Here is an 18,348-nt window from a genome sequence, read left to right on the forward strand (position 1 = left end):
ATACTGCGTCTCAAGACGTGGGAAAGTAGGACGATGCCAGGAGCTTTTTTTTTATCCTGGAGCCCAAACCGTGAAAAGCTACATCCCATCACCAAATGATATCACCCACGAGTGGTTGCTGGTGGATGCCGAGAACATGGTTCTGGGGCGCCTCGCCACCGAAATCGCACGGCGTCTGCGTGGCAAGCATAAAGCCATGTATACCCCCTTCCTCGATACCGGCGACTTCGTCGTGGTGGTCAATGCCGAAAAGATCCGCCTCACCGGTGACAAGTTGGATGACAAGCTCTTCCACTGGCACTCCGGTTTCATCGGCGGCATCAAGTCCAAATCCGTCAAGCAGGAACTCCAGGGAGCTTATCCCGAGCGGGTGATCGAGCGGGCGGTGGTCGGCATGTTGCCCAAGAATAAGCTGGGACGGGCCATGGCCAAGAAATTGAAGGTCTATCGGGGTGCCGAACATCCCCATGAGGCCCAAAAACCGCTTCCCGTGAAGTTGAGCTAGAGGAGAAGGCGATGTCGCTGGTCAAGGCCGAATATGCTACCGGCAGGCGTAAAGAGTCCGTTGCCAGAGTCTGGGTGCAGCCGGGCAGCGGGCAGATCACCATCAACACCCAGCCCATTCAAAAGTACTTCGGGCGTGCCGTGTTGGAGATGGTGGTCAATCAGCCCTTCGTCGCGACGCAAACCTCCAGCCGTTTCGATGTGACGGTCAATGTCGATGGTGGCGGTAACAGCGGGCAGGCCGGTGCCATTCGTCTCGGCATCGCCAAGGCTCTGGTGGGAATGGATCCGGCTCATCGTCCCCCCCTCAAGAAACTCGGCATGCTGACTCGGGATCCTCGGGCGGTCGAACGCAAGAAGTATGGTAAGCACAAGGCCCGCAAGAGTACCCAGTTCTCCAAGCGTTGATGGACGGGTAGGTTGGGCAGGGTTGATGTATTGGGAAAAAGGGGGCCATTGGCCCCCTTTTCCTGTTTGGGGGTGGTCTTTTGCCAGATTGCTGCAACCAGGCCTTATTCGTTGATTTTTAATATGTTATCTTTTAAGTATCAAAAAAATGTTCTATCAGTTGACGTGTCTGTTATTATTTCTGTAGATCTTTCGAAACATGTTTTTCAGTTTTGTCGCAGGCAATCCGACCTTTGCCACTGGCCAATCAAACGGACGATTGGCCAGTGGCAAAGGCCAATGGCGGGCTCGCTTTTGGCCATGTTTTTCGGCAAAAAGCCGCCGAAAAACATGGCCCTGCGCGTGGCGAGCCTGAAAGGATGGAGGACAGAGGAATACGGAAAAGTCCCAGGGCGCTACCCTGGACCCGCCGGGGGGGATAATCCCCCCCGGACCCCCGTATTTTCGTCCCGGGTCGCTACCCTGGACCCGCCGGGGGGGGGATAATTCCCCCCTGACCCCCGTATTTTCGTCCCGGGTCGCTGCCCTGGACCCTACCCACCGTCTTTTCTGATTTGCACGAGGTGTTTCATGGCCACAGCCATTGGTATCGTCGGCGCAACCGGTTACACCGGTGGAGAACTGATCCGCCTGCTGGCCCGCCATCCCGCAGTGGAGCTTACCCAGGTAACCTCCGAAAAATATGCCGGACAACCCCTGTCGAACGCCTTTCCCCACCTCCTTCCGGGAACGTCCCTGATCTGCCAGAAGGTGGATCCGGATTTGCTGGCCGACTCCTGCCAGCTCGTTTTCTGCGCTTTGCCCCATAAAACCTCCATGGAGGTCATTCCGGGTCTACTGGATCGGGGCTTGCGGGTCATCGACCTCTCCGCCGATTTCCGGCTGCACGATCCGGCCACCTACGCCGAGTGGTACGGCACCCCTCATCTGGCTACCGAAGCCCTGGCCGGTGCGGTCTACGGTCTTCCCGAACTGCATGGCGCGGCGATTGCCAAAGCCAAACTGGTGGCCAATCCCGGCTGCTATCCCACCTCCGTCATTCTGGGCCTGGCCCCCCTCCTGGGCAAAGGGCTGGTCGAGGAGGAGAGCCTCATCGTGGACAGCAAATCGGGCGTCTCCGGGGCCGGTCGCTCTCCCGCTCTCGGCAACCTCTATCCGGAGGTTGCCGACGGGCTGCGGGCCTACAAGGTGGTGGGACATCGGCACATCCCGGAAATGGAACAGGAGCTTTCCCTGTTGGCGGGCAAGAAGCTGGCCTTGCGCTTCACCCCCCATCTGATGCCGCAGATTCGCGGCATCCTCTCCACCAGCTACCTGCGCATGTGCCCTGGCAACGAAAAATACGACTGGGCCTCCCTGTATCGCGCCTTCTATCGGGATTGCCCCTTTGTGCGTTTGATGCCCGGCGGAGAGGCTCCGGCCACCAACTATGTGCGGGGTTCAAACTATTGTTTCATCAATCTGTTTCCAGATCCGCGCACCGGCCTTCTGGTTGTGGTTTCCGTCATTGACAATCTGGTCAAGGGGGCTTCCGGACAGGCGGTGCAGAATATGAACCTGTTACTGGGTTGGCCGGAAACCACGGGCTTGGAGCAGTTACCCCTCTTTCCGTAAACGCTTCAGGGCAGCGCACCAGGACATTTCCCCCTTTCGGGTTCGCCGGCCTTTGGTCTTTCGCCGATGTGCGAGGGGGAGCGTGCCATGGTCTTTTCCGGAGCCGATCCTGTTGCCGGTTGGCTTCGGTAAGTGCCGACTGCCAACTTGAGCTGGAACTGGTGAAGGGCAGCAGGGGTCGGGGTGTGTGGGTAAGGTTTGCGTTATTTTGCCTTTTTTCGGCAGGAGAAGGTTTGGAGGGGGGAATTTTTTTTGCGATGTTGAAGAGGGGGGTTGCCATCCCTGGGCAACTCTGTTAACTAGCTCTCTTCGGCTGTACCGTCCATGGGGAAATCCCTTTCGATAGGAGCAAGACAATGGCGTTGATGATCACCGAGGACTGCACGAACTGCGACGTTTGCCTTCCCGAGTGCCCGAACGAAGCCATCTCCGATGGTTCCGATGTGGATCGCGACATCTATTTCATCCACTCCGATCTCTGCACCGAGTGCAAAGGCGCATACGACGAGCCGCAATGCGTGGCGGTCTGCCCGGTGGAGTGTATTGTTCCCGATCCGGATCACGAAGAGTCCGAAGAGGAGTTGCAGGCCAAGTACGAGGCCATCCACGGCTGAGGCGGATTCCGAAGTCCTGGAGGGAGTCGGGAAGGGGCGTTTGCTTGGGTCAAGCGCCCCTTTTCCTTTTTTGATGGGTGACGATTCGCCTCATGACCGGTGCGCAGTGAACGGCGGAACAGAGGAGGCAGGAAGAATCCCAGGGCGATTCCGGACTCGCTGGGAGAGATGGTTTCCCCCGAACCCCGCGTGTATCCGCAGAGATACTTTTTGATTGAATGAGGGCTTTGGGCATGCAGAGCATGACGGGTTTTTCACGGGCCCAGCGGGTCGTCGGGTCCAGTCGGGTGGCTTGGCGGCTGAAATCGGTGAATCAACGCTACCTGGAAGTGGGACTTCGGGTTCCCGAGGAGCAGGCGGAAACGGAGCTGCCGGCTCGCAGGAAGCTTCAGGAGAATTTTCATCGGGGCCATGTGGATGCGGTATTGACTCTGGAGACGGAGCCGAACAGCGAGCGGCAGATGTTTCTGGACGAATCGCTGCTGGCCGCTCTGCTGAAGCTGGAAAACCGCCTGCTTGAGCAGGACGAGGGGCGTTCCTCCATGACCATGGACTGCATATTGCGCTGGCCGGGCATGGTGCGGGAGAAACGCCATGCGGAGGGAGAGGCGGAGGAAGAGGCCACCCCGCTGTCGCAAGGCATTCTGGCCTGTCTCGACGAGGCCATTTCGGGATTGCGGCAGAGCCGTCTGGCGGAAGGAGCCCGGCTGAAAGAGCTGGTCGAGGGTCTGCTTGGCGAAATGACGGCCCTGGTGGCGGGTATTCGGCAGGAGATGCCCCGGGTCAAGTCCCATTTGGAGAATCGCCTGCGGGAGCGGGTGCAGGAGCTGCCCGGTCAGGTGGTGGATGCCGGGCGTCTGGCTCAGGAGCTGGTCTATCTGCTGACGCGCATGGATATCGATGAAGAGTTGGATCGGTTGACCATCCATCTCAAAGAGATGGAGAAAAATTTGCATAGTTCGACTCCGGTGGGACGTCGGCTCGATTTTCTCTGTCAGGAACTCAATCGCGAAGCCAACACCATTTGCTCCAAGTCTCAGGACGGGGTTGTTTCCCAATTGGGTGTCGAGCTGAAAGTGATTGTGGAAAAATTGCGTGAACAGGTGCAGAATCTGGAGTAGTCCATATTTCAACCAGATCAGGGAGCATCCATGAGGCAGACCACCCGTCGAGGAATGGTGATCATTGTCTCCGCACCGTCGGGGGCGGGGAAGACCACCTTGACGCGCCATCTGATGCAGCATGTACCGGGGGTGGTCTTTTCCGTTTCGACCACGACCCGCGATCAACGTCCCGGCGAACGGGCCGGTGTCGATTACCACTATGTGACGCGCGAATCCTTTCTGGAACAGGTTGAGCAGGGGGCCTTTCTGGAGTGGGCGGAGGTCTTCGGCAACTACTACGGCACCACTCGTCGGGCGGTGGAGGAGGTGCTGCTGCGAGGCGAGGATGTGCTGCTCGACATCGACTGGCAGGGGGCCCGGCACATTCGGGCTCATCTGGATGAAGCCGATGTGGCGTCGATCTTCATTCTTCCGCCCTCCCGGGAGGTGTTGACCGAACGTCTGGTCAACCGGGCCCGGGAAGGTCAGGCGGAGATTGATCGGCGTCTCGGCGAAGCGAGACGTGACATTGGCCGTGCGGAAGAATACGATTATCTGGTGATCAACGATCGCGTCGAAGAGGCCGGAGAGGCGCTGGTGGCCATCGTTCGGGCGGAACGCCTGAAACGGCATCGCCAGATGGATCGGGTCGCCGGGATTCTGTCCACGTTTCAAGGGTAGCGGTTTCATCAAGGAAGACGAAAGAGCGAGGTATCGGCATGGCACGGGTGACAGTGGATGACTGCCTGCAAGTGGTGAACAACCGCTTTGATCTGGTGATTCTGGCGGCGAAGCGCACCAGGCAGCTTTTGAAAGGGGAAGAGGCCACCGTTCCCATCGATCGGGACAAGTTCACGGTGGTGGCTTTGCGTGAGATCGGGGCGGCCACTATCGACGTGGAGACCTTGAAGATTCGGGAAGATCCCCGGGATCGGGAAGAGGAAGAGGATCTCGATCAACTGCCGGATCTGGAAACCCAGATGATCATGGAAGAAGAGACCCGGTTGCTGGGCGACATGAGCGATCTGGACGAAACGGAGACGGGGGATATGGAGTTGCTGGAAGAGATGCCCCCGGCCAACGATTTCGGCGGTTTCGAAGAGGGTGACGGCGTCGAAGAGTAGGTCGTCTGCTTCGAGGAGGTCATGCTTCTCCCGAAGAGGGCCTGTTGCAACCGGGGAGCGGTCTCCCCGGTGGGAGCGGGCGGGATCGCGGGAGTCTTTCTTCCAATAGCGGGTTGACGGCGGGAGCTGCCGGTGGGGCAAACCTGCAAGGTCTTCATTGACCGTATTCGGGAATACAATCCCCAAACCGACCAGGTCTATCTGGAAAACCTGTGCCGCACCGTCCTGACGTTGCAGGCGGAACAGAGTCACTTCCCCTCCGTCGATTCTTCCGGTCCATTCACTGCCGCCGATCCTGCCGAAACAGCTCCCCCGGTCTTCGTAAAACCCTTCGCCCTGTCGGACACCCTGTTGCGTCTGCGTCTGGACAACGCCTCCATTGCGGCGGGCTTGCTGCTGGAGGCGGTCAATCGCGGGCAGATGACCGTGGAGACGGTGCGGGAGCAATTCGGCAACGATGCGGCCTTTCTGCTGGAGGGGTTGCACAAGGTCGCCCAGATTTCGCAACGCATCCGGGTCGATTTTCAGGCGGAGGATGTGCGCAAGATGATCCTGGGCATGGCCCGGGACATTCGGGTCATTCTGGTGCGACTGGCCTATTGCCTGGAGCAGTTGCGCACCCATGTGGCCCTGTCCCGCAAGCCTCCGGAGCGCATGATCCTCGAAGTGTTGGAGATCTACGCGCCGATCGCCCATCGCCTGGGTGTCTATTGGATCAAGAGCGAGCTGGAGGATTTGAGCTTCCGCATCAGCCAGCCGGAGGTTTACAACGATCTGAAGAATCAGGTGGCGGCGCGCTGTCAGGGGGGAGCGGAAACCATCGACAAGGTGGTGGCCATTCTGACCAAGCGGCTGCGCAAGCTGGGGGTGGTGGGCACCGTCTCGGGGCGGGAGAAGCACCTCTACTCCATCTGGACCAAGATGGCGCGGCGTGGCGCCACCCTGGATTCCCTGTTCGATCTCATCGCCTACCGCATCATCGTCAAGAAGAAGGCCGACTGCTACCTGGTGCTCGGCATGATTCACAACGATTTCCGGCCTATTCCCGGACGGTTCAAGGACTACATCGCCCTGCCCAAGAGCAACGGTTACCAATCCCTGCACACGGTGGTCTTCGGGCCGTTCGATCAGCAGATCGAAGTGCAGATTCGCACCGAGAAGATGCACGAGGTGGCCGAAAGCGGTGTGGCGGCCCATTGGGTTTACAAGGATTCCGGCCTGGCCCAGAAGAAGAATACCGGCGCCACCGGATATGCCTGGCTCAAGCAGCTTCTGGAGATCCATCGCGGCGCGGAGAATCCCGCGCAGTTTCTGGAGAACGTCAAGGTCGACCTCTTTCCGGAGGAGATCTACGTCTTCACGCCCCGGGGCAAGATCATCGCCATGCCCAAGGGTGCCACTCCGGTCGATTTCGCTTACGCGGTCCACTCCGAGGTGGGGGATCAGTGCCAGGGTTGCCGGGTCAACGGTCGCATCGTTCCGTTGAAGACGCCCCTTACCTCCGGGGATACGGTGGAGGTGATCACCGGCAAGAACCGCTCGCCCAATCCGGCGTGGCTGCAGTTCGTGGTTACCGGCAAGGCCAAGTATCGCATCTCCCGCTGGGTGAAGGATCAGCAGCGGGAGCAGTCGATCGCCATGGGGCGGGAGATGCTGGAGCGGGAAGCCCGCAAAAGCGGACCGGGTATTTCCCTTTCGGACAAGTCGTTGCGTCGCGCCATGGAGGAGCTGGCCCTGCCGAGCGTGGAGGAGCTGCTTTTCCGGGTGGGATCTTCGCGGTTGACGCCGATACAGGTGCTGGTCAAACTCTATCCGGAGCTGGCGGGGCGTTTGGGCACGATCAAAGCGCGTCCGGCGGAACGTCCGTCCGGGGAGCGGCGTGGGGAGAGCGCCGGCGGGTTGAAGTTGACCGGTTCGCTGAACCAGATGGCCGTCAGCGTGGCGCGTTGCTGCAATCCGGTTCCGGGAGAGCCCGTGGTGGGCATTGTGACCACGGGCAAAGGCATCACCCTGCACCGCAAGGGGTGTCCCAATCTGCAGGTCTTCGCCGGGCAGCCGGAACGCTGGATCGAAGACATTCCCTGGCAGGTCGATACCCAGGTCAAGCATGTGGCGCGGTTGCGGGCCATGGTGACGGAGCCCAACCGGGTTCTGATGCAGATCAGTCAGGTGGCCACCGATTTGAAGGCGGTCATTCTGTCCACCAGTTTTCAGGATCCCAGCCGGGATCCGTGTCCCTTGTCTTTGGAGCTGGAGGTGTCCGGCACCCGCCATCTGGGCGAGGTGATCGGGCGGTTGTCCGCGCTGCCCCTGGTTCTGGGAGTGGAGCGGGTATTGGGATAGGGGGGGAGTGCAATGTTTACCGTGGTTTCGACGACAGCGGCACCGCAGGCCATCGGACCTTACAGTCAGGGGGTGAGGGTCGGGGAGTGGCTCTTTCTGTCGGGGCAGATTCCTCTGGATCCGGCAACGGGGGTTTTGGTGGAAGGGGGCATCGCCGAACAGACCCGGCAGGTGTTGCAGAATCTCCGGGCGGTGCTGCAGGCGGCGGGCGGGGATCTGGCCCAGGTGGTGAAGACCACTCTCTTTCTGGTGGATCTGGACGATTTTGCGGCGGTGAACGAGATCTACGCCCGATTTTTTCAGGCTCCCCATCCGGCGCGGGCCACGGTGCAGGTGGCGGCCCTGCCGAAAGGGGCGCGGGTGGAGATCGAAGCCGTGGCCTGTATGGGGGAACGGGGGCCGACATGAAACGCGGCGCACTCGGGTTGTGCGGAATACTGGTTTTGCTGTCGGGGCCTGTCGGGGCGGGGCCGTTCTGCGTGACCGATTTCGCCGGCAAGCGTTGCTGGTTTCAGAATCTGGAGAGTTGCCTTCAGGCGGCGGGGAATCACGGCACCTGCGAGGTCAACCGGGAGGCGATGCGGGCTCCTCAGGGGGACAATCCCTTTTGTATGGTGGAGAGCTGGCAGACCGACTGCACCTACGCCACCCTGGAGAGCTGTCGATTGAAGGCCCAGCCGCGCCGGGCCGCCTGTATCGCCAATCCCAACCATGTCGCGCGCAAGATGGAGGAGGGCATCGACGGGAGGCAGGGGAGTCCCGCAACGATACCCAGACCGCGTCCGGGAGATGAGCGCTTGCCGTTGAGCCGGGAGTGGCCCTCCTCCCCGTGAGCGGGCGGGAGGGGTCTCCTCCCGCCCGGCGTCGGGATCAGCGGGCGGCCATGTGCAGCATCGCGGACGGGTTGTCCCGATGGGCTGCGACGGTCAGCAGGGAGCGCATGGCGGTGTTCTGTTCGGGGTCGAGGGTTTCTTCCCGGGCGGTCAGGCGGTCGAGGGGAATCTGTCCCTTGCTGTCGGCGAGGGTGATCCGGGCGCCGTGATGCAACAGGGCCTGGGCAATGGGCAACTGCTCCTGGGAGGCGGCCCAATGCAGCAGGGTTTGGCCCCGATGGTCCTGGGCATTGACCTGAGCGCCGGCGTCGAGAAGAATCCGGGTCAGCTCCAACCGTTTGCTGGCGGGAGCGGAGGCGATCCAGTGCAGGGGAGTGGCTCCCCCGTGGCTGGTGGCCTGGAGATTGGCGCCTTGTTGCAGCAGAACCCGCACGCTTTCGGCGTGACCGCCGGCGACGGCCCAGTGCAGCGGACGATGTCCGTTCAGATCGGGCAGGTTGGCGTCGGCCCCCTGGCGGAGCAGGCGGGAGGCGATCTCCTCATGGCCCTCCCCCACGGTCCAGTGCAGGGCGGAGGCCCCGCGACGGGTGGTGGCGTCCGTTTGAGCGCCGGCTTCCAGGAGCAGTTTGACCAGTTCGGCATCGCCAATGCGGGCAGCCAGGTGCAGGGGGGTGATGCCATCGTGATCCGCCTGGTTGGGATTGGCCCCCCGATGCAGTAGTTGGGCGGTCAGGTCGGGCTGGCGATGGTGAATGGACCAGTGCAGCAGGGTCTCTCCCCGGGAGCCGCGGGCCTTGGCCAGATCGCCGTTCTGCAGCAGTTGGCTCACCCGATCCCGATTGCCCTGGCGGGCGGCTTCCATCAGGGATTCGTTGTTTCCGGCTCCGGCGGAAAGCACCCAGGCCAGGGAGGTTCCGACTGTCAGAATATTGACCCAGTGCCGGCGATCCGGCAAACACCGTTTGAGCCTTTCCATGGCGACCACTCCCTGCAAAATTGGGTGTTCCGTGTGTGCGAGACCAAGCCTCGACGCCAACCGATGCGGTTTGGGGAGATATTATGCAAAATGCGCACCACGGAACGGTGGTATTCAGAGCAGGTTGCGTTTCGCCATGCTGCAGGTTTCGGTTCCCGCGACGATGATGTGATCCAGCAGGCGGATGTCCAGTACGGTCAAAGCCTGCTGCAGGCGTTTGGTGAATTCGATATCCTCCGGGGATGGCTTGACCGATCCGGAAGGGTGGTTGTGGGCCAGAATGATGCCCGAGGCCTTGTGTCGGATGGCGGCTTCCACCACCTGGCGGGGATGCACCAGCGCCTTCTTGACGGTTCCGTGGCTGATCAGGGCCGGGAAGAGCAGCCGCAGGCGGGAATCGAGGCAGAGGACGTAGAAGACCTCCTCCGTGCGCCCCAACATGAGGGGCACCACGAAACGGCAGGTCACTTCCGGCTGATTGAGGGCCGGTTTGTCCCGGGTGGCGCGGTCGTGCAGATAACGACGGGTCAGGGGCGGGAACAGGGTGAGAAAGACGGCGGCGTTGCGTCCGATACCCTCGATGCCGGCCAGATCGACGGGATCGGCTTCCAGGACGGCGGAGAGGGAGCCGAAGCGACGGATGAGCTGATGGGCCAGACGATTGGTATCGCGTCTGGGCAGGATGTAGAACAGGAGCAGCTCCAGAACCTGATGGTCCGGAAAGCCTTCCAATCCTTCGCGCAGAAACCGTTCCCGCAGGCGGCCGCGATGACCGGCATTCAACGGATCGTCGGCGGTGCCGACCTCGACGGGGGCCGCGTCATCGTCCATGGGGGGGCTGCACGGGGTAGAGCGGGTGGTTGATGGCTGACATTGGCGCACTCTTCACCAATCAAAAGGGCGTGGGCATGGATGCAGAAAGTGAAGGAAACCATCGGATCTCGACGGTTATACCATCGAGCGTTTCCGATCGGGAACAGGAATTTTCCCGGCAGCCCAGCTATTCCCTGGAAGCGGAACAATCCGTACTGGGCGCCTTGCTGCTGGATCAGACCGTTTTGGACCAGGTGGCGGACCTGCTGGATGCGGAAGATTTCTATTCGGAAGCCCACCGCATCACCTACAGCGCCATTCTGGAACTGGCCCGCCGGGGAGAACCGGCGGATCCGGTGGTATTGAAGCAGTTTCTGGAGAAGAACGCCAATCTGGACAGTGTGGGCGGGCCCGGTTTTCTGGTGGATCTGCTCAATACGGTGCCGACCGCGGCCAACGCCCTCTCCTATGCGCGCATGGTGCGGGATCATGCCATCCGGCGGGATCTGGCCCGGCAGGCCACGGCCATCGTGGAGGATGTCTACCGGCGTCGTTTGCCGTTGGACGAGATGTTGGACCAGGCGGAGAGCCGTATTTTCTCCGTGGGGGAGAACCGGCGCAGCCGTCGTTCGTCCTATTACGACATGAAATCCATCGTGGGGCCGGTGTTCGAGCGCATCGAGAGCCTGATGGACCGTCGCGAGGCGGTGACGGGGGTGGCGACAGATTTTATTGACCTAGATCGAATGTTGGCTGGCTTGCAGCCGTCGGACCTGCTGATCGTGGCGGGACGCCCTTCCATGGGCAAGACGGCGCTGGCGCTCAACATGGCCTGCAACGCCGCCACCCATCATCGGGTGCCGGTGGCGGTCTTTTCGCTGGAAATGTCGAAGGAGCAGTTGACCAGCCGTCTGCTGGCCTCCATGGCGCGGGTGGGGGGTCAGAAACTGCGTACCGGCGATTTGAACAGCGACGACTATCGCAAGTTGAGCACGGCGGCCCAGGAGCTGGCGGAAGCGCCGATCTACGTGGACGATACCGCCGCCATCACGGTGAACGCCCTGCGGGCCAAGGCCCGGCGTCTGCGGCGGGAGCAGGAGGTCGGGCTGATCGTGGTGGACTATCTGCAACTGATGCGGGGTCACGGCGACACCGAAAGCCGCCATCTGGAGATCACCCAGATCAGTCAGGGGCTCAAGGCGGTGGCCAAGGAGCTGAACGTGCCGGTCATCGCCATCTCCCAGTTGTCGCGTTCGGTGGAAAGCCGCACCGACAAGCGCCCCATTCTGTCGGACTTGCGGGAATCGGGCTCCATCGAGCAGGATGCGGATGTGGTCATGTTCATCTTCCGGGAGGAGTACTACAAACCGGAAGATCCGAACCTGTCGGGCAAGGCGGAGCTGATTGTAGCTAAACAGCGCAACGGTCCTACAGGTAAAATAATGTTACTCTTTCAAAAAAACTATACTCGTTTTGAGAGTTTATCGGAAGTCAGCTATGGATGACGCATCGGAATCGTTCCGGGAAGAGGGTCGCCCCGATTGGGTGGAGGTGGATCTGCCTGCGCTGGTGGACAATTTCCGGCAGGTGGTGCGACGGGTGGGGGAGGGGGTGCGGGTCTGGCCGGTGGTCAAGGCCAATGCCTATGGTTTGGGCGCCTTGCCGGTGGCTCAGGCGTTGCAGAGGGCGGGAGCCGCCGGTTTCTGCGTGGCTCTGGTCGAAGAGGGGGAGGCCCTGCGGGCCGGTGGTGTCACCGCGCCGTTGATGCTGTTGTCGGGACCGGTGGCGGGCAATGTGGGGCGGGTGCTGCGCATCGGCGCGGAGGCCTTTCTCATCACCCTGGACGATGCTTTGGCCTTGGCAGGAGCCCTGCCCGCGGGTCAGCGGCTGCGGGTTCACCTCAAGGTGGACACGGGCATGGGTCGTTTGGGCATGGATCCGGAGCAGGTGCCCCAGGTGTTGTCGGTACTTGACGGTTTGCCGGGCATCAAGGTGGCGGGCATTGCCTCCCATCTGGCGGTGGCCGACGAGGTGGACAATCCGGGCACCTGGCGTCAAATCGAGCGCATGCAGGCGCTTTTGGCTCATCCGGAGGTGGCCTGGCGGCGTTTGCCGGTCTCCATGGCCAACAGTGCCGGGATCATGGCCTTTTCGGAGGCTCATTTTCAGTGGGTGCGGCCCGGCATTCATCTTTACGGGGGATCGCCCTTCTTTCCGGCGGCTTCGCCGGCCGGTTGGGAACCCCGGCCGGTGGTGCGCTGGTGTACCCGCGTCATTCAGGTGCGCAACATGGCGGCGGGCACGCCCTTGGGTTACGGTCACACCGTGGTGTTGCAGCGTCCCTCCCGCATCGGGCAGTTGCCAGTTGGTTATGCCGACGGCTATCCGCGCATTTTGAGCAATCGGGCCGAGGTCATTGTCGGGGGACGGCGCGTGCCGGTGCTGGGCCGGGTTTGCATGGATCTGGTCACCGTGGATCTGACCGATTGTCCCGATGTCGGGGTGGGTGACGAGGTGGTGTTGTTGGGGGGGCATGGGCCGTTGGCGATATCGTTGGAGGAGATGTCCGCCTGGATGGGGACCATTCCTTATGAGGTGTTGTGTCGTTTGGGGGCTCGGGTGCCCAGACGCTATCGGGAGTTTCCGGTAGCGACCGGCATGTGAATTGCTTCCTCTGTGTAGGGACGTTGCCCAAGGGCAGGTTCCATATCGGGGCGTCTTTTGACTTTTAATATTTAATCTTTTAAATATCAAAAAAAGAAAATGTTCTATCCTTTGATTTTAAATTTTGGTTTTATAATAAAATATTTATAATTCTATTATAAACAGAAACGTCAAAATACAGAACATTTTCTTTTTTTGATACTTAAAAGATTGAAAGTCTTTTTTACACCTTTCAGGAGCTGCCATGGCCCGGGAACGGACCCGTTTTCTCTGCGGCGAATGCGGAGAGGATCATCCCCGCTGGGAGGGCCGCTGCTCGTCCTGCGGGGCCTGGAACAGCCTTCAGGCTTTTCACGAAGCCGCGGGCAGCCAAAAGTCCGCCCCTTCCGTCGCGGGCTCCCTGGCCGTGCCGGTGCCGCTGGCTCAGGTGGAGCTGCTGGAGGGGCAGCGGCTGATGGTGGGTATCAGCGAGCTGGACCGGGTGCTGGGCGGGGGCATGGTGGCCGGGTCGGCGGTCCTCATCGGTGGGGATCCGGGGATCGGCAAATCGACCCTGCTGCTGGAAGCGGCCGCCGCTCTGGGCAGCCGGGAAACGGTACTCTACGTCAGCGGGGAGGAGTCGGCCCTACAGTTGCGGCTGCGCAGCGCCCGACTGGGACTTTCCGGACAGGGGGTGTGGATCCTGATCGCCAACAGCCTGGAAGAGGTGGTGGCGGCGGTGGAAAAACAACGCCCCCGGGTGGTGGTGGTCGATTCGGTACAAACCCTCTCTTCCGCCAACCTGCCCGCCGCCGCCGGCACGGTTTCCCAGGTGCGGGAGTGCGCCCAGCGCCTGATTCAGCTGGCCAAGCGGCTGAACACGGTCCTCTTCCTGGTGGGGCACGTCACCAAGGAGGGGCAACTGGCCGGACCGCGGGTGCTGGAACACATGGTGGACACGGTTCTCTACTTCGAGGGGGAGCGGGGCCACGACTATCGCATTCTGCGGGCGGTGAAGAACCGCTTCGGGGCCACCGACGAGATCGGGGTCTTCGCCATGGGGGAGCAGGGTCTGGTGGAGGTGCCCAACCCGTCGGAGGTCTTTCTGGCGCAACGGGCCCGTGGAGCGGCGGGTTCGGTGGTCTTCGCCGGGGTGGAGGGCACACGCCCGGTGCTGGTGGAGATCCAGTCCCTGGTGACCCCCAGTCCCATGGCCCAACCGCGACGCACCACCCTTGGCATCGAAAACACCCGTCTGGCCATGCTGGTGGCCGTGCTGGAAAAGCGCCTGGGCCTGGGTCTGTTCACCCACGACATCTTTCTCAACGTCGCGGGCGGCATCCGGGTGGCGGAACCGGCGGCGGATCTGGCGGTGGCGGTATCACTGCATTCGGCCTTCCGGAACCGGGGCATCGATCCGGGACTGATGGTCTTCGGGGAGGTGGGTCTGGCCGGCGAGATCCGGGGAGTGGCCAAGGCGGAATTGCGCCTGAAAGAGGCGGAAAAGATGGGTTTCACCCGCTGTTTGCTGCCCTCCCGCAGCGTGAAGCGGCTGGAAGCCCGACAGGGAAACATGACGGTGGCCGGAGTGGCCACGCTGGAAGAAGCACTGGAGTATGCACAGCGATGAACGCATTGGATTATGCCTTGTTGCTGGTGGTGGGCACCACCCTGGTGTGGGGAGCGGTGCGCGGCCCCTGGAGCGAAGGGTTGCGCTGGGTGGCCTGGCTGGGGGCCATCGCCGCTTTGTTGGCTTTCGGCGGCAGCCTGGAGACGTTTTTGCAGCCCCATCTGACCAGCGCCACCCTGGCGGCCTGGGTGGCGGTGCTGTTCACCCTTCTGGGCGGTTGGTTCGTGGGAGTGCTACTGATCCGGCTGATGGAAACCTTCCAGCAGGAGGAGAAGGCCATTCGCTGGCAGCAGCGTCTGGCGGGCGCGGCCCTCGGCGTGGGTCGCGGCATGACCCTGATGCTGGCGGCGATGCTGGTTCTGCTCGGTTCCGTCGAGGATCTGCCGGATGCGGCGCGTCAATCCCGCCTGATGCCCTGGGTGGTGGAAGGGGCCCAGGCCGTGGGTCGCCTGCATCGGGGCGAATCCACCTTCCTGGGAACGGCGCTGCAACGGCGTTGGAGTTTTGTGCAGCCCTCCATCCGAACCTATCCATCCTGAATTTTGTATTTGTTCAGATATACGGGGGTTCGGGGGGGATTATCCCCCCCGACGGGTCCAGGGCAGCGCCCTGGGACTCTTCCTTTTGCCGTTGACCTCCAACCCCATGGGGTCCAGGGGGCACCCCTGGGACTTTTCCTTTCTCTTTTGATTCGGATCTGCTGCGCTGAACAGGGGTCTGAATAGTTACCTGAATTGTATCTATTCAGCCCCTCGCCCGCATTGAGCGGAATGATCGTGTCAACGGCGAAAGGAAAAGTCCCAGGGGTGCCCCCTGGACCCCATGGAGTTGGACGTCAACGGAAACGTCCCAGGGCGCTGCCCTGGACCCGCCGGGGGGGATAATCCCCCCCGGACCCCCGTAATTTTCAAATGCAACGGCCCTGAATTTCTCCCTGGTTCCCCGCGCCAAGGGGGAGTACCATAAGATCTCGAACAATCCTCCGACCCCTCCCGGATACAGACGTTGGATATTCTGGAAGCCGAACACTGGCATGACGAATGCGGCGTTTTCGGGGTTTTCAACCATCCCGAAGCCGCCAACCTGACCTACCTGGGACTCTACGCCCTGCAGCATCGCGGCCAGGAATCGGCGGGTATCGTCACCGCCGAGCAACGCATTCTCCATGTGCAGCGCAACCAGGGTCTGGTCGCCGATATCTTCCAACGTCAGGATCTGGCCCATCTGCCCGGTCCCATGGCCATCGGCCATGTGCGTTACTCCACCTCCGGCGGCAGCGCCAACAGTCGCAACCGGCAACCCCTGGTGGTGGATACCGCCTACGGCGGCATGGCCGTAGCCCACAACGGCAACCTGGTCAACGGCGTGCAGATGCGCAAGACCCTGGAACGCCATGGCTCCATCTTCCAATCGACCATGGATACCGAGGTCATCGTCCATTTGACGGCCCTCTCCCGCAGCCGCACCTTTCCGGAACGGCTGGTGGACGCCCTGCATCAGGTGGAAGGGGCCTACGCCCTGTTGGCCATGGACGAACGCCATGTCATCGCCGTGCGGGATCCGGCGGGTTTCCGTCCCCTGGTGTTGGGACGGCTCGGAAAGGATGGCTACGTCATCTCCTCGGAAACCTGCGCCCTCAATCTGGTGGAAGCCGAATTCGTGCGCGACGTGCAGCCGGGAGAGATGCTGATCTTCAGCCCGGACGGCATGCGCTCCACCTTTCCCTTCCGCAGCATGCGGCGCCATCTGTGCATCTTCGAATACATCTATTTCGCCCGGCCCGACTCCACCATCGACGAGATCAACGTCTACCAGGCCCGCAAACGCATCGGGGCCCGTCTGGCCCAGGAGCATCCGGTGGAGGCCGACGTGGTGGTTCCGGTACCCGATTCCGGGGTTCCGGCAGCCCTCGGTTTTTCCCAGGCGTCGGGCATTCCCTTCGAACTGGGCATCATCCGCAACCACTATGTGGGGCGCACCTTCATCGAGCCCCAGCAGTCGATCCGTCACTTCGGCGTCAAAGTGAAACTGAATCCCAATGCCACCGTGCTGAAAGGCAAAAGGGTGGTGCTGGTCGACGACTCCGTGGTTCGCGGCACCACCAGCCGCAAGATCGTGGCCATGGTGCGGGCCGCGGGAGCCAGCGAGGTGCATCTGCGCATCTCCTCCCCTCCCACCACCCATCCCTGTTTCTATGGTATCGACACACCCACCCGCGCCGAGTTGCTGGCGGCCAACCATACCCTGGAACAGATGTGCGCCTTCATCGCGGCGGACTCCCTGTCGTTCCTCTCCATCGAAGGCCTCTACCAGGCCATCAATGGCGTCAGCGGCTATTGCGACGCCTGTTTCACCGGTCTCTATCCCGTGGCCTGCTCCATGGAAGAGAACGAACCTCAGTTGACCCTGCTCAAAGAGACCTGATTCCCCCTTTTTTTTCCAGTCTGTTTCATCCTCGGCACACCGATTGCACAAATCCTCTCAGCGGGGTGGGTTCCCCGCGATTAGTCAATTGTTTGACAGGAGAGGGACATGCCTGGATTCGGATTGTTGGGGGTCGACGGTGCCTACAAGAAGAACCTGATGGATCTGCGGCAGCGCCGCCAGGAGATCATCGGGGCCAATATCGCCAATGCGGATACTCCGGGTTACAAGGCCAAGCGTCTCGATTTCGAAGATGAGCTGAAGAAGAGCCTGCCGGCGGTGGACGAGATGGCCATGGCGCGCACCGACGGGCGTCACATGCCGGTACCCTTTTTCGAGCCCAGCGACGGTGAGCAGCAGGCGGTGGAGATTCCCATTCCGAGGGGGGATCGCAACAGCGTCGATGTCGAGCAGGAGATGGCCCGTCAATCGGCCAACCAGCTGTTGTACAACTATGCCGGCCAGGCGTTGTCCTCGCAAATCAGTGAACTGCGCATGGTCATCGACGGTGGTGGCGCCACGCGCTGAGTGAAACGCACAGGCCTTGGGGCCAGGGGAGGGGAACATGGACTTTCTGTCATCTTTTCGTGTCACGGCAAGCGGTTTGGCGGCGCAACGACTGCGCATGAACCTGATTGCGGAAAACGTGGCCAACGCTCAGACCACCAAGACCCCGGAGGGTGGGCCTTACAAACGGCGGGATCCGATATTCATGTCCAAGCCGTTCGACTCGTTTTTGAACGAAGAGCAGGCCGCCGGGGCGACCGGGGTGGCGGTGGACCGGGTCAAGGTGGATTCCAACGCGCCGCGCATGCAGTACGACCCCACCCATCCGGACGCCAACGCCGACGGATATGTGGCCATGCCGAATATCGACGTGGTGACGGAGATGGCCAACATGATGTCGGCCAGTCGCAGCTACGAAGCCAACGTCTCCGTTCTCAATGCCAACAAGGCCATGGCCCTCAAGGCCCTGGAAATCGGACGCTGAACGACAGGGAGTAACCTTTGATGAACATTCCTCCGCTGAATTTAAGCCCCATGAACATGCCCTCCATCGCGGGAGGCAGCGGTAAGGGCGGCGCCTGGCAGGACTTTTCCGTGATGCTGACGGAACAGGTGAAAGAGACGGACCGGCTGCAGCAGGAGGCCAAGGATCTGAACCGCAAGGCCATGCTGGGCAACGCCGGTGTCGATATTCACGATGCCCAGATTGCCTCGTCCCAGGCGGAACTGCATTTGCGACTGCTGATGCAGGTGCGCAACAAGGCGGTGGAAGTCTATCGGGAAGTCATGAGTATGCCGGTTTAAGCGGATAT

The 18,348-nt window shown here is 61.4% G+C and carries 20 protein-coding genes; 18 read left to right on the forward strand and 2 right to left on the reverse strand.

The genetic code is table 11. The features are described from left to right. Window positions 1-70 precede the first annotated feature (70 nt). From rplM to HQL56_04910, 10 genes are all read left to right on the forward strand, one after another. Window positions 71-505 (forward strand): 50S ribosomal protein L13, encoded by a 435-nt coding sequence (gene rplM / locus HQL56_04865; GenBank protein ID MBF0308840.1) that lies wholly within the window; start codon window positions 71-73, stop codon window positions 503-505. 11 nt (window positions 506-516) lie between these two features. Beyond that, window positions 517-912: a 30S ribosomal protein S9 gene (rpsI, locus tag HQL56_04870; protein ID MBF0308841.1), complete on the forward strand. Its 396-nt coding sequence runs from the start codon at window positions 517-519 to the stop codon at window positions 910-912. 570 nt (window positions 913-1,482) lie between these two features. Next, window positions 1,483-2,526: an N-acetyl-gamma-glutamyl-phosphate reductase gene (locus tag HQL56_04875; GenBank protein MBF0308842.1), complete on the forward strand. Its 1,044-nt coding sequence runs from the start codon at window positions 1,483-1,485 to the stop codon at window positions 2,524-2,526. 356 nt (window positions 2,527-2,882) lie between these two features. Then, the gene (locus tag HQL56_04880; GenBank protein MBF0308843.1) at window positions 2,883-3,140 is read left to right on the forward strand and encodes a YfhL family 4Fe-4S dicluster ferredoxin; all 258 of its coding nucleotides are present in this window, start codon (window positions 2,883-2,885) and stop codon (window positions 3,138-3,140) included. A 233-nt stretch (window positions 3,141-3,373) separates the two neighbouring features. Beyond that, on the forward strand, window positions 3,374-4,261 hold the full coding sequence (locus HQL56_04885; GenBank protein ID MBF0308844.1) for a YicC family protein: 888 nt from the start codon (window positions 3,374-3,376) through the stop codon (window positions 4,259-4,261). A gap of 30 nt (window positions 4,262-4,291) precedes the next feature. Then, window positions 4,292-4,924 carry a guanylate kinase gene (gene gmk / locus HQL56_04890; protein MBF0308845.1) on the forward strand — a complete coding sequence of 211 codons (633 nt, stop codon included), beginning with the start codon at window positions 4,292-4,294 and terminating at the stop codon, window positions 4,922-4,924. A 38-nt stretch (window positions 4,925-4,962) separates the two neighbouring features. Continuing rightward, entirely contained in the window at window positions 4,963-5,367 is a 405-nt protein-coding gene (rpoZ, locus tag HQL56_04895) for a DNA-directed RNA polymerase subunit omega (protein ID MBF0308846.1), read from the forward strand. A gap of 132 nt (window positions 5,368-5,499) precedes the next feature. Beyond that, complete coding sequence (locus HQL56_04900; GenBank protein MBF0308847.1) at window positions 5,500-7,710, forward strand: bifunctional (p)ppGpp synthetase/guanosine-3',5'-bis(diphosphate) 3'-pyrophosphohydrolase; 2,211 nt, start codon at window positions 5,500-5,502, stop codon at window positions 7,708-7,710. A 12-nt stretch (window positions 7,711-7,722) separates the two neighbouring features. Continuing rightward, the gene (locus tag HQL56_04905) at window positions 7,723-8,118 is read left to right on the forward strand and encodes a RidA family protein (GenBank protein ID MBF0308848.1); all 396 of its coding nucleotides are present in this window, start codon (window positions 7,723-7,725) and stop codon (window positions 8,116-8,118) included. Next, window positions 8,115-8,543, forward strand: coding sequence for a DUF3551 domain-containing protein (locus tag HQL56_04910; protein ID MBF0308849.1), 429 nt, complete (start codon window positions 8,115-8,117; stop codon window positions 8,541-8,543). The genes HQL56_04905 and HQL56_04910 overlap by 4 nt, the downstream gene beginning before the upstream one ends. A gap of 37 nt (window positions 8,544-8,580) precedes the next feature. Here the strand turns inward: HQL56_04910 and HQL56_04915 are convergent, their stop codons facing one another. Both HQL56_04915 and radC read right to left on the reverse strand, forming a co-directional pair. After that, window positions 8,581-9,519 (reverse strand): ankyrin repeat domain-containing protein, encoded by a 939-nt coding sequence (locus HQL56_04915; GenBank protein MBF0308850.1) that lies wholly within the window; start codon window positions 9,517-9,519, stop codon window positions 8,581-8,583. 114 nt (window positions 9,520-9,633) lie between these two features. Beyond that, window positions 9,634-10,350: a DNA repair protein RadC gene (gene radC, locus HQL56_04920; protein ID MBF0308851.1), complete on the reverse strand. Its 717-nt coding sequence runs from the start codon at window positions 10,348-10,350 to the stop codon at window positions 9,634-9,636. A gap of 77 nt (window positions 10,351-10,427) precedes the next feature. Between radC and dnaB the strand changes: the two genes are divergently transcribed. The 8 genes from dnaB (at window position 10,428) to fliE (ending at window position 18,340) form a co-directional block, all read left to right on the forward strand. Beyond that, window positions 10,428-11,837 (forward strand): replicative DNA helicase, encoded by a 1,410-nt coding sequence (gene dnaB, locus HQL56_04925; GenBank protein ID MBF0308852.1) that lies wholly within the window; start codon window positions 10,428-10,430, stop codon window positions 11,835-11,837. Beyond that, window positions 11,830-12,996 carry an alanine racemase gene (gene alr, locus HQL56_04930; protein MBF0308853.1) on the forward strand — a complete coding sequence of 389 codons (1,167 nt, stop codon included), beginning with the start codon at window positions 11,830-11,832 and terminating at the stop codon, window positions 12,994-12,996. Before dnaB ends, alr begins: the two co-directional genes overlap by 8 nt. A gap of 244 nt (window positions 12,997-13,240) precedes the next feature. Beyond that, the gene (gene radA / locus HQL56_04935) at window positions 13,241-14,605 is read left to right on the forward strand and encodes a DNA repair protein RadA (protein MBF0308854.1); all 1,365 of its coding nucleotides are present in this window, start codon (window positions 13,241-13,243) and stop codon (window positions 14,603-14,605) included. Continuing rightward, the gene (locus HQL56_04940) at window positions 14,602-15,144 is read left to right on the forward strand and encodes a CvpA family protein (protein MBF0308855.1); all 543 of its coding nucleotides are present in this window, start codon (window positions 14,602-14,604) and stop codon (window positions 15,142-15,144) included. The genes radA and HQL56_04940 overlap by 4 nt, the downstream gene beginning before the upstream one ends. 472 nt (window positions 15,145-15,616) lie before the next feature. Beyond that, window positions 15,617-17,029 (forward strand): amidophosphoribosyltransferase, encoded by a 1,413-nt coding sequence (locus HQL56_04945; protein ID MBF0308856.1) that lies wholly within the window; start codon window positions 15,617-15,619, stop codon window positions 17,027-17,029. Between the two features lie 108 nt (window positions 17,030-17,137). Then, window positions 17,138-17,557: a flagellar basal body rod protein FlgB gene (gene flgB, locus HQL56_04950; GenBank protein ID MBF0308857.1), complete on the forward strand. Its 420-nt coding sequence runs from the start codon at window positions 17,138-17,140 to the stop codon at window positions 17,555-17,557. 37 nt (window positions 17,558-17,594) lie between these two features. Beyond that, window positions 17,595-18,020, forward strand: coding sequence for a flagellar basal body rod protein FlgC (flgC, locus tag HQL56_04955; protein MBF0308858.1), 426 nt, complete (start codon window positions 17,595-17,597; stop codon window positions 18,018-18,020). Window positions 18,021-18,040: 20 nt separating this feature from the next. Further along, window positions 18,041-18,340 carry a flagellar hook-basal body complex protein FliE gene (fliE, locus tag HQL56_04960; protein ID MBF0308859.1) on the forward strand — a complete coding sequence of 100 codons (300 nt, stop codon included), beginning with the start codon at window positions 18,041-18,043 and terminating at the stop codon, window positions 18,338-18,340. Window positions 18,341-18,348 lie beyond the last annotated feature (8 nt).

The sequence above is a fragment of the Magnetococcales bacterium genome (genome assembly GCA_015231925.1).
In the GTDB taxonomy this organism is placed as follows: domain Bacteria; phylum Pseudomonadota; class Magnetococcia; order Magnetococcales; family JADGAQ01; genus JADGAQ01.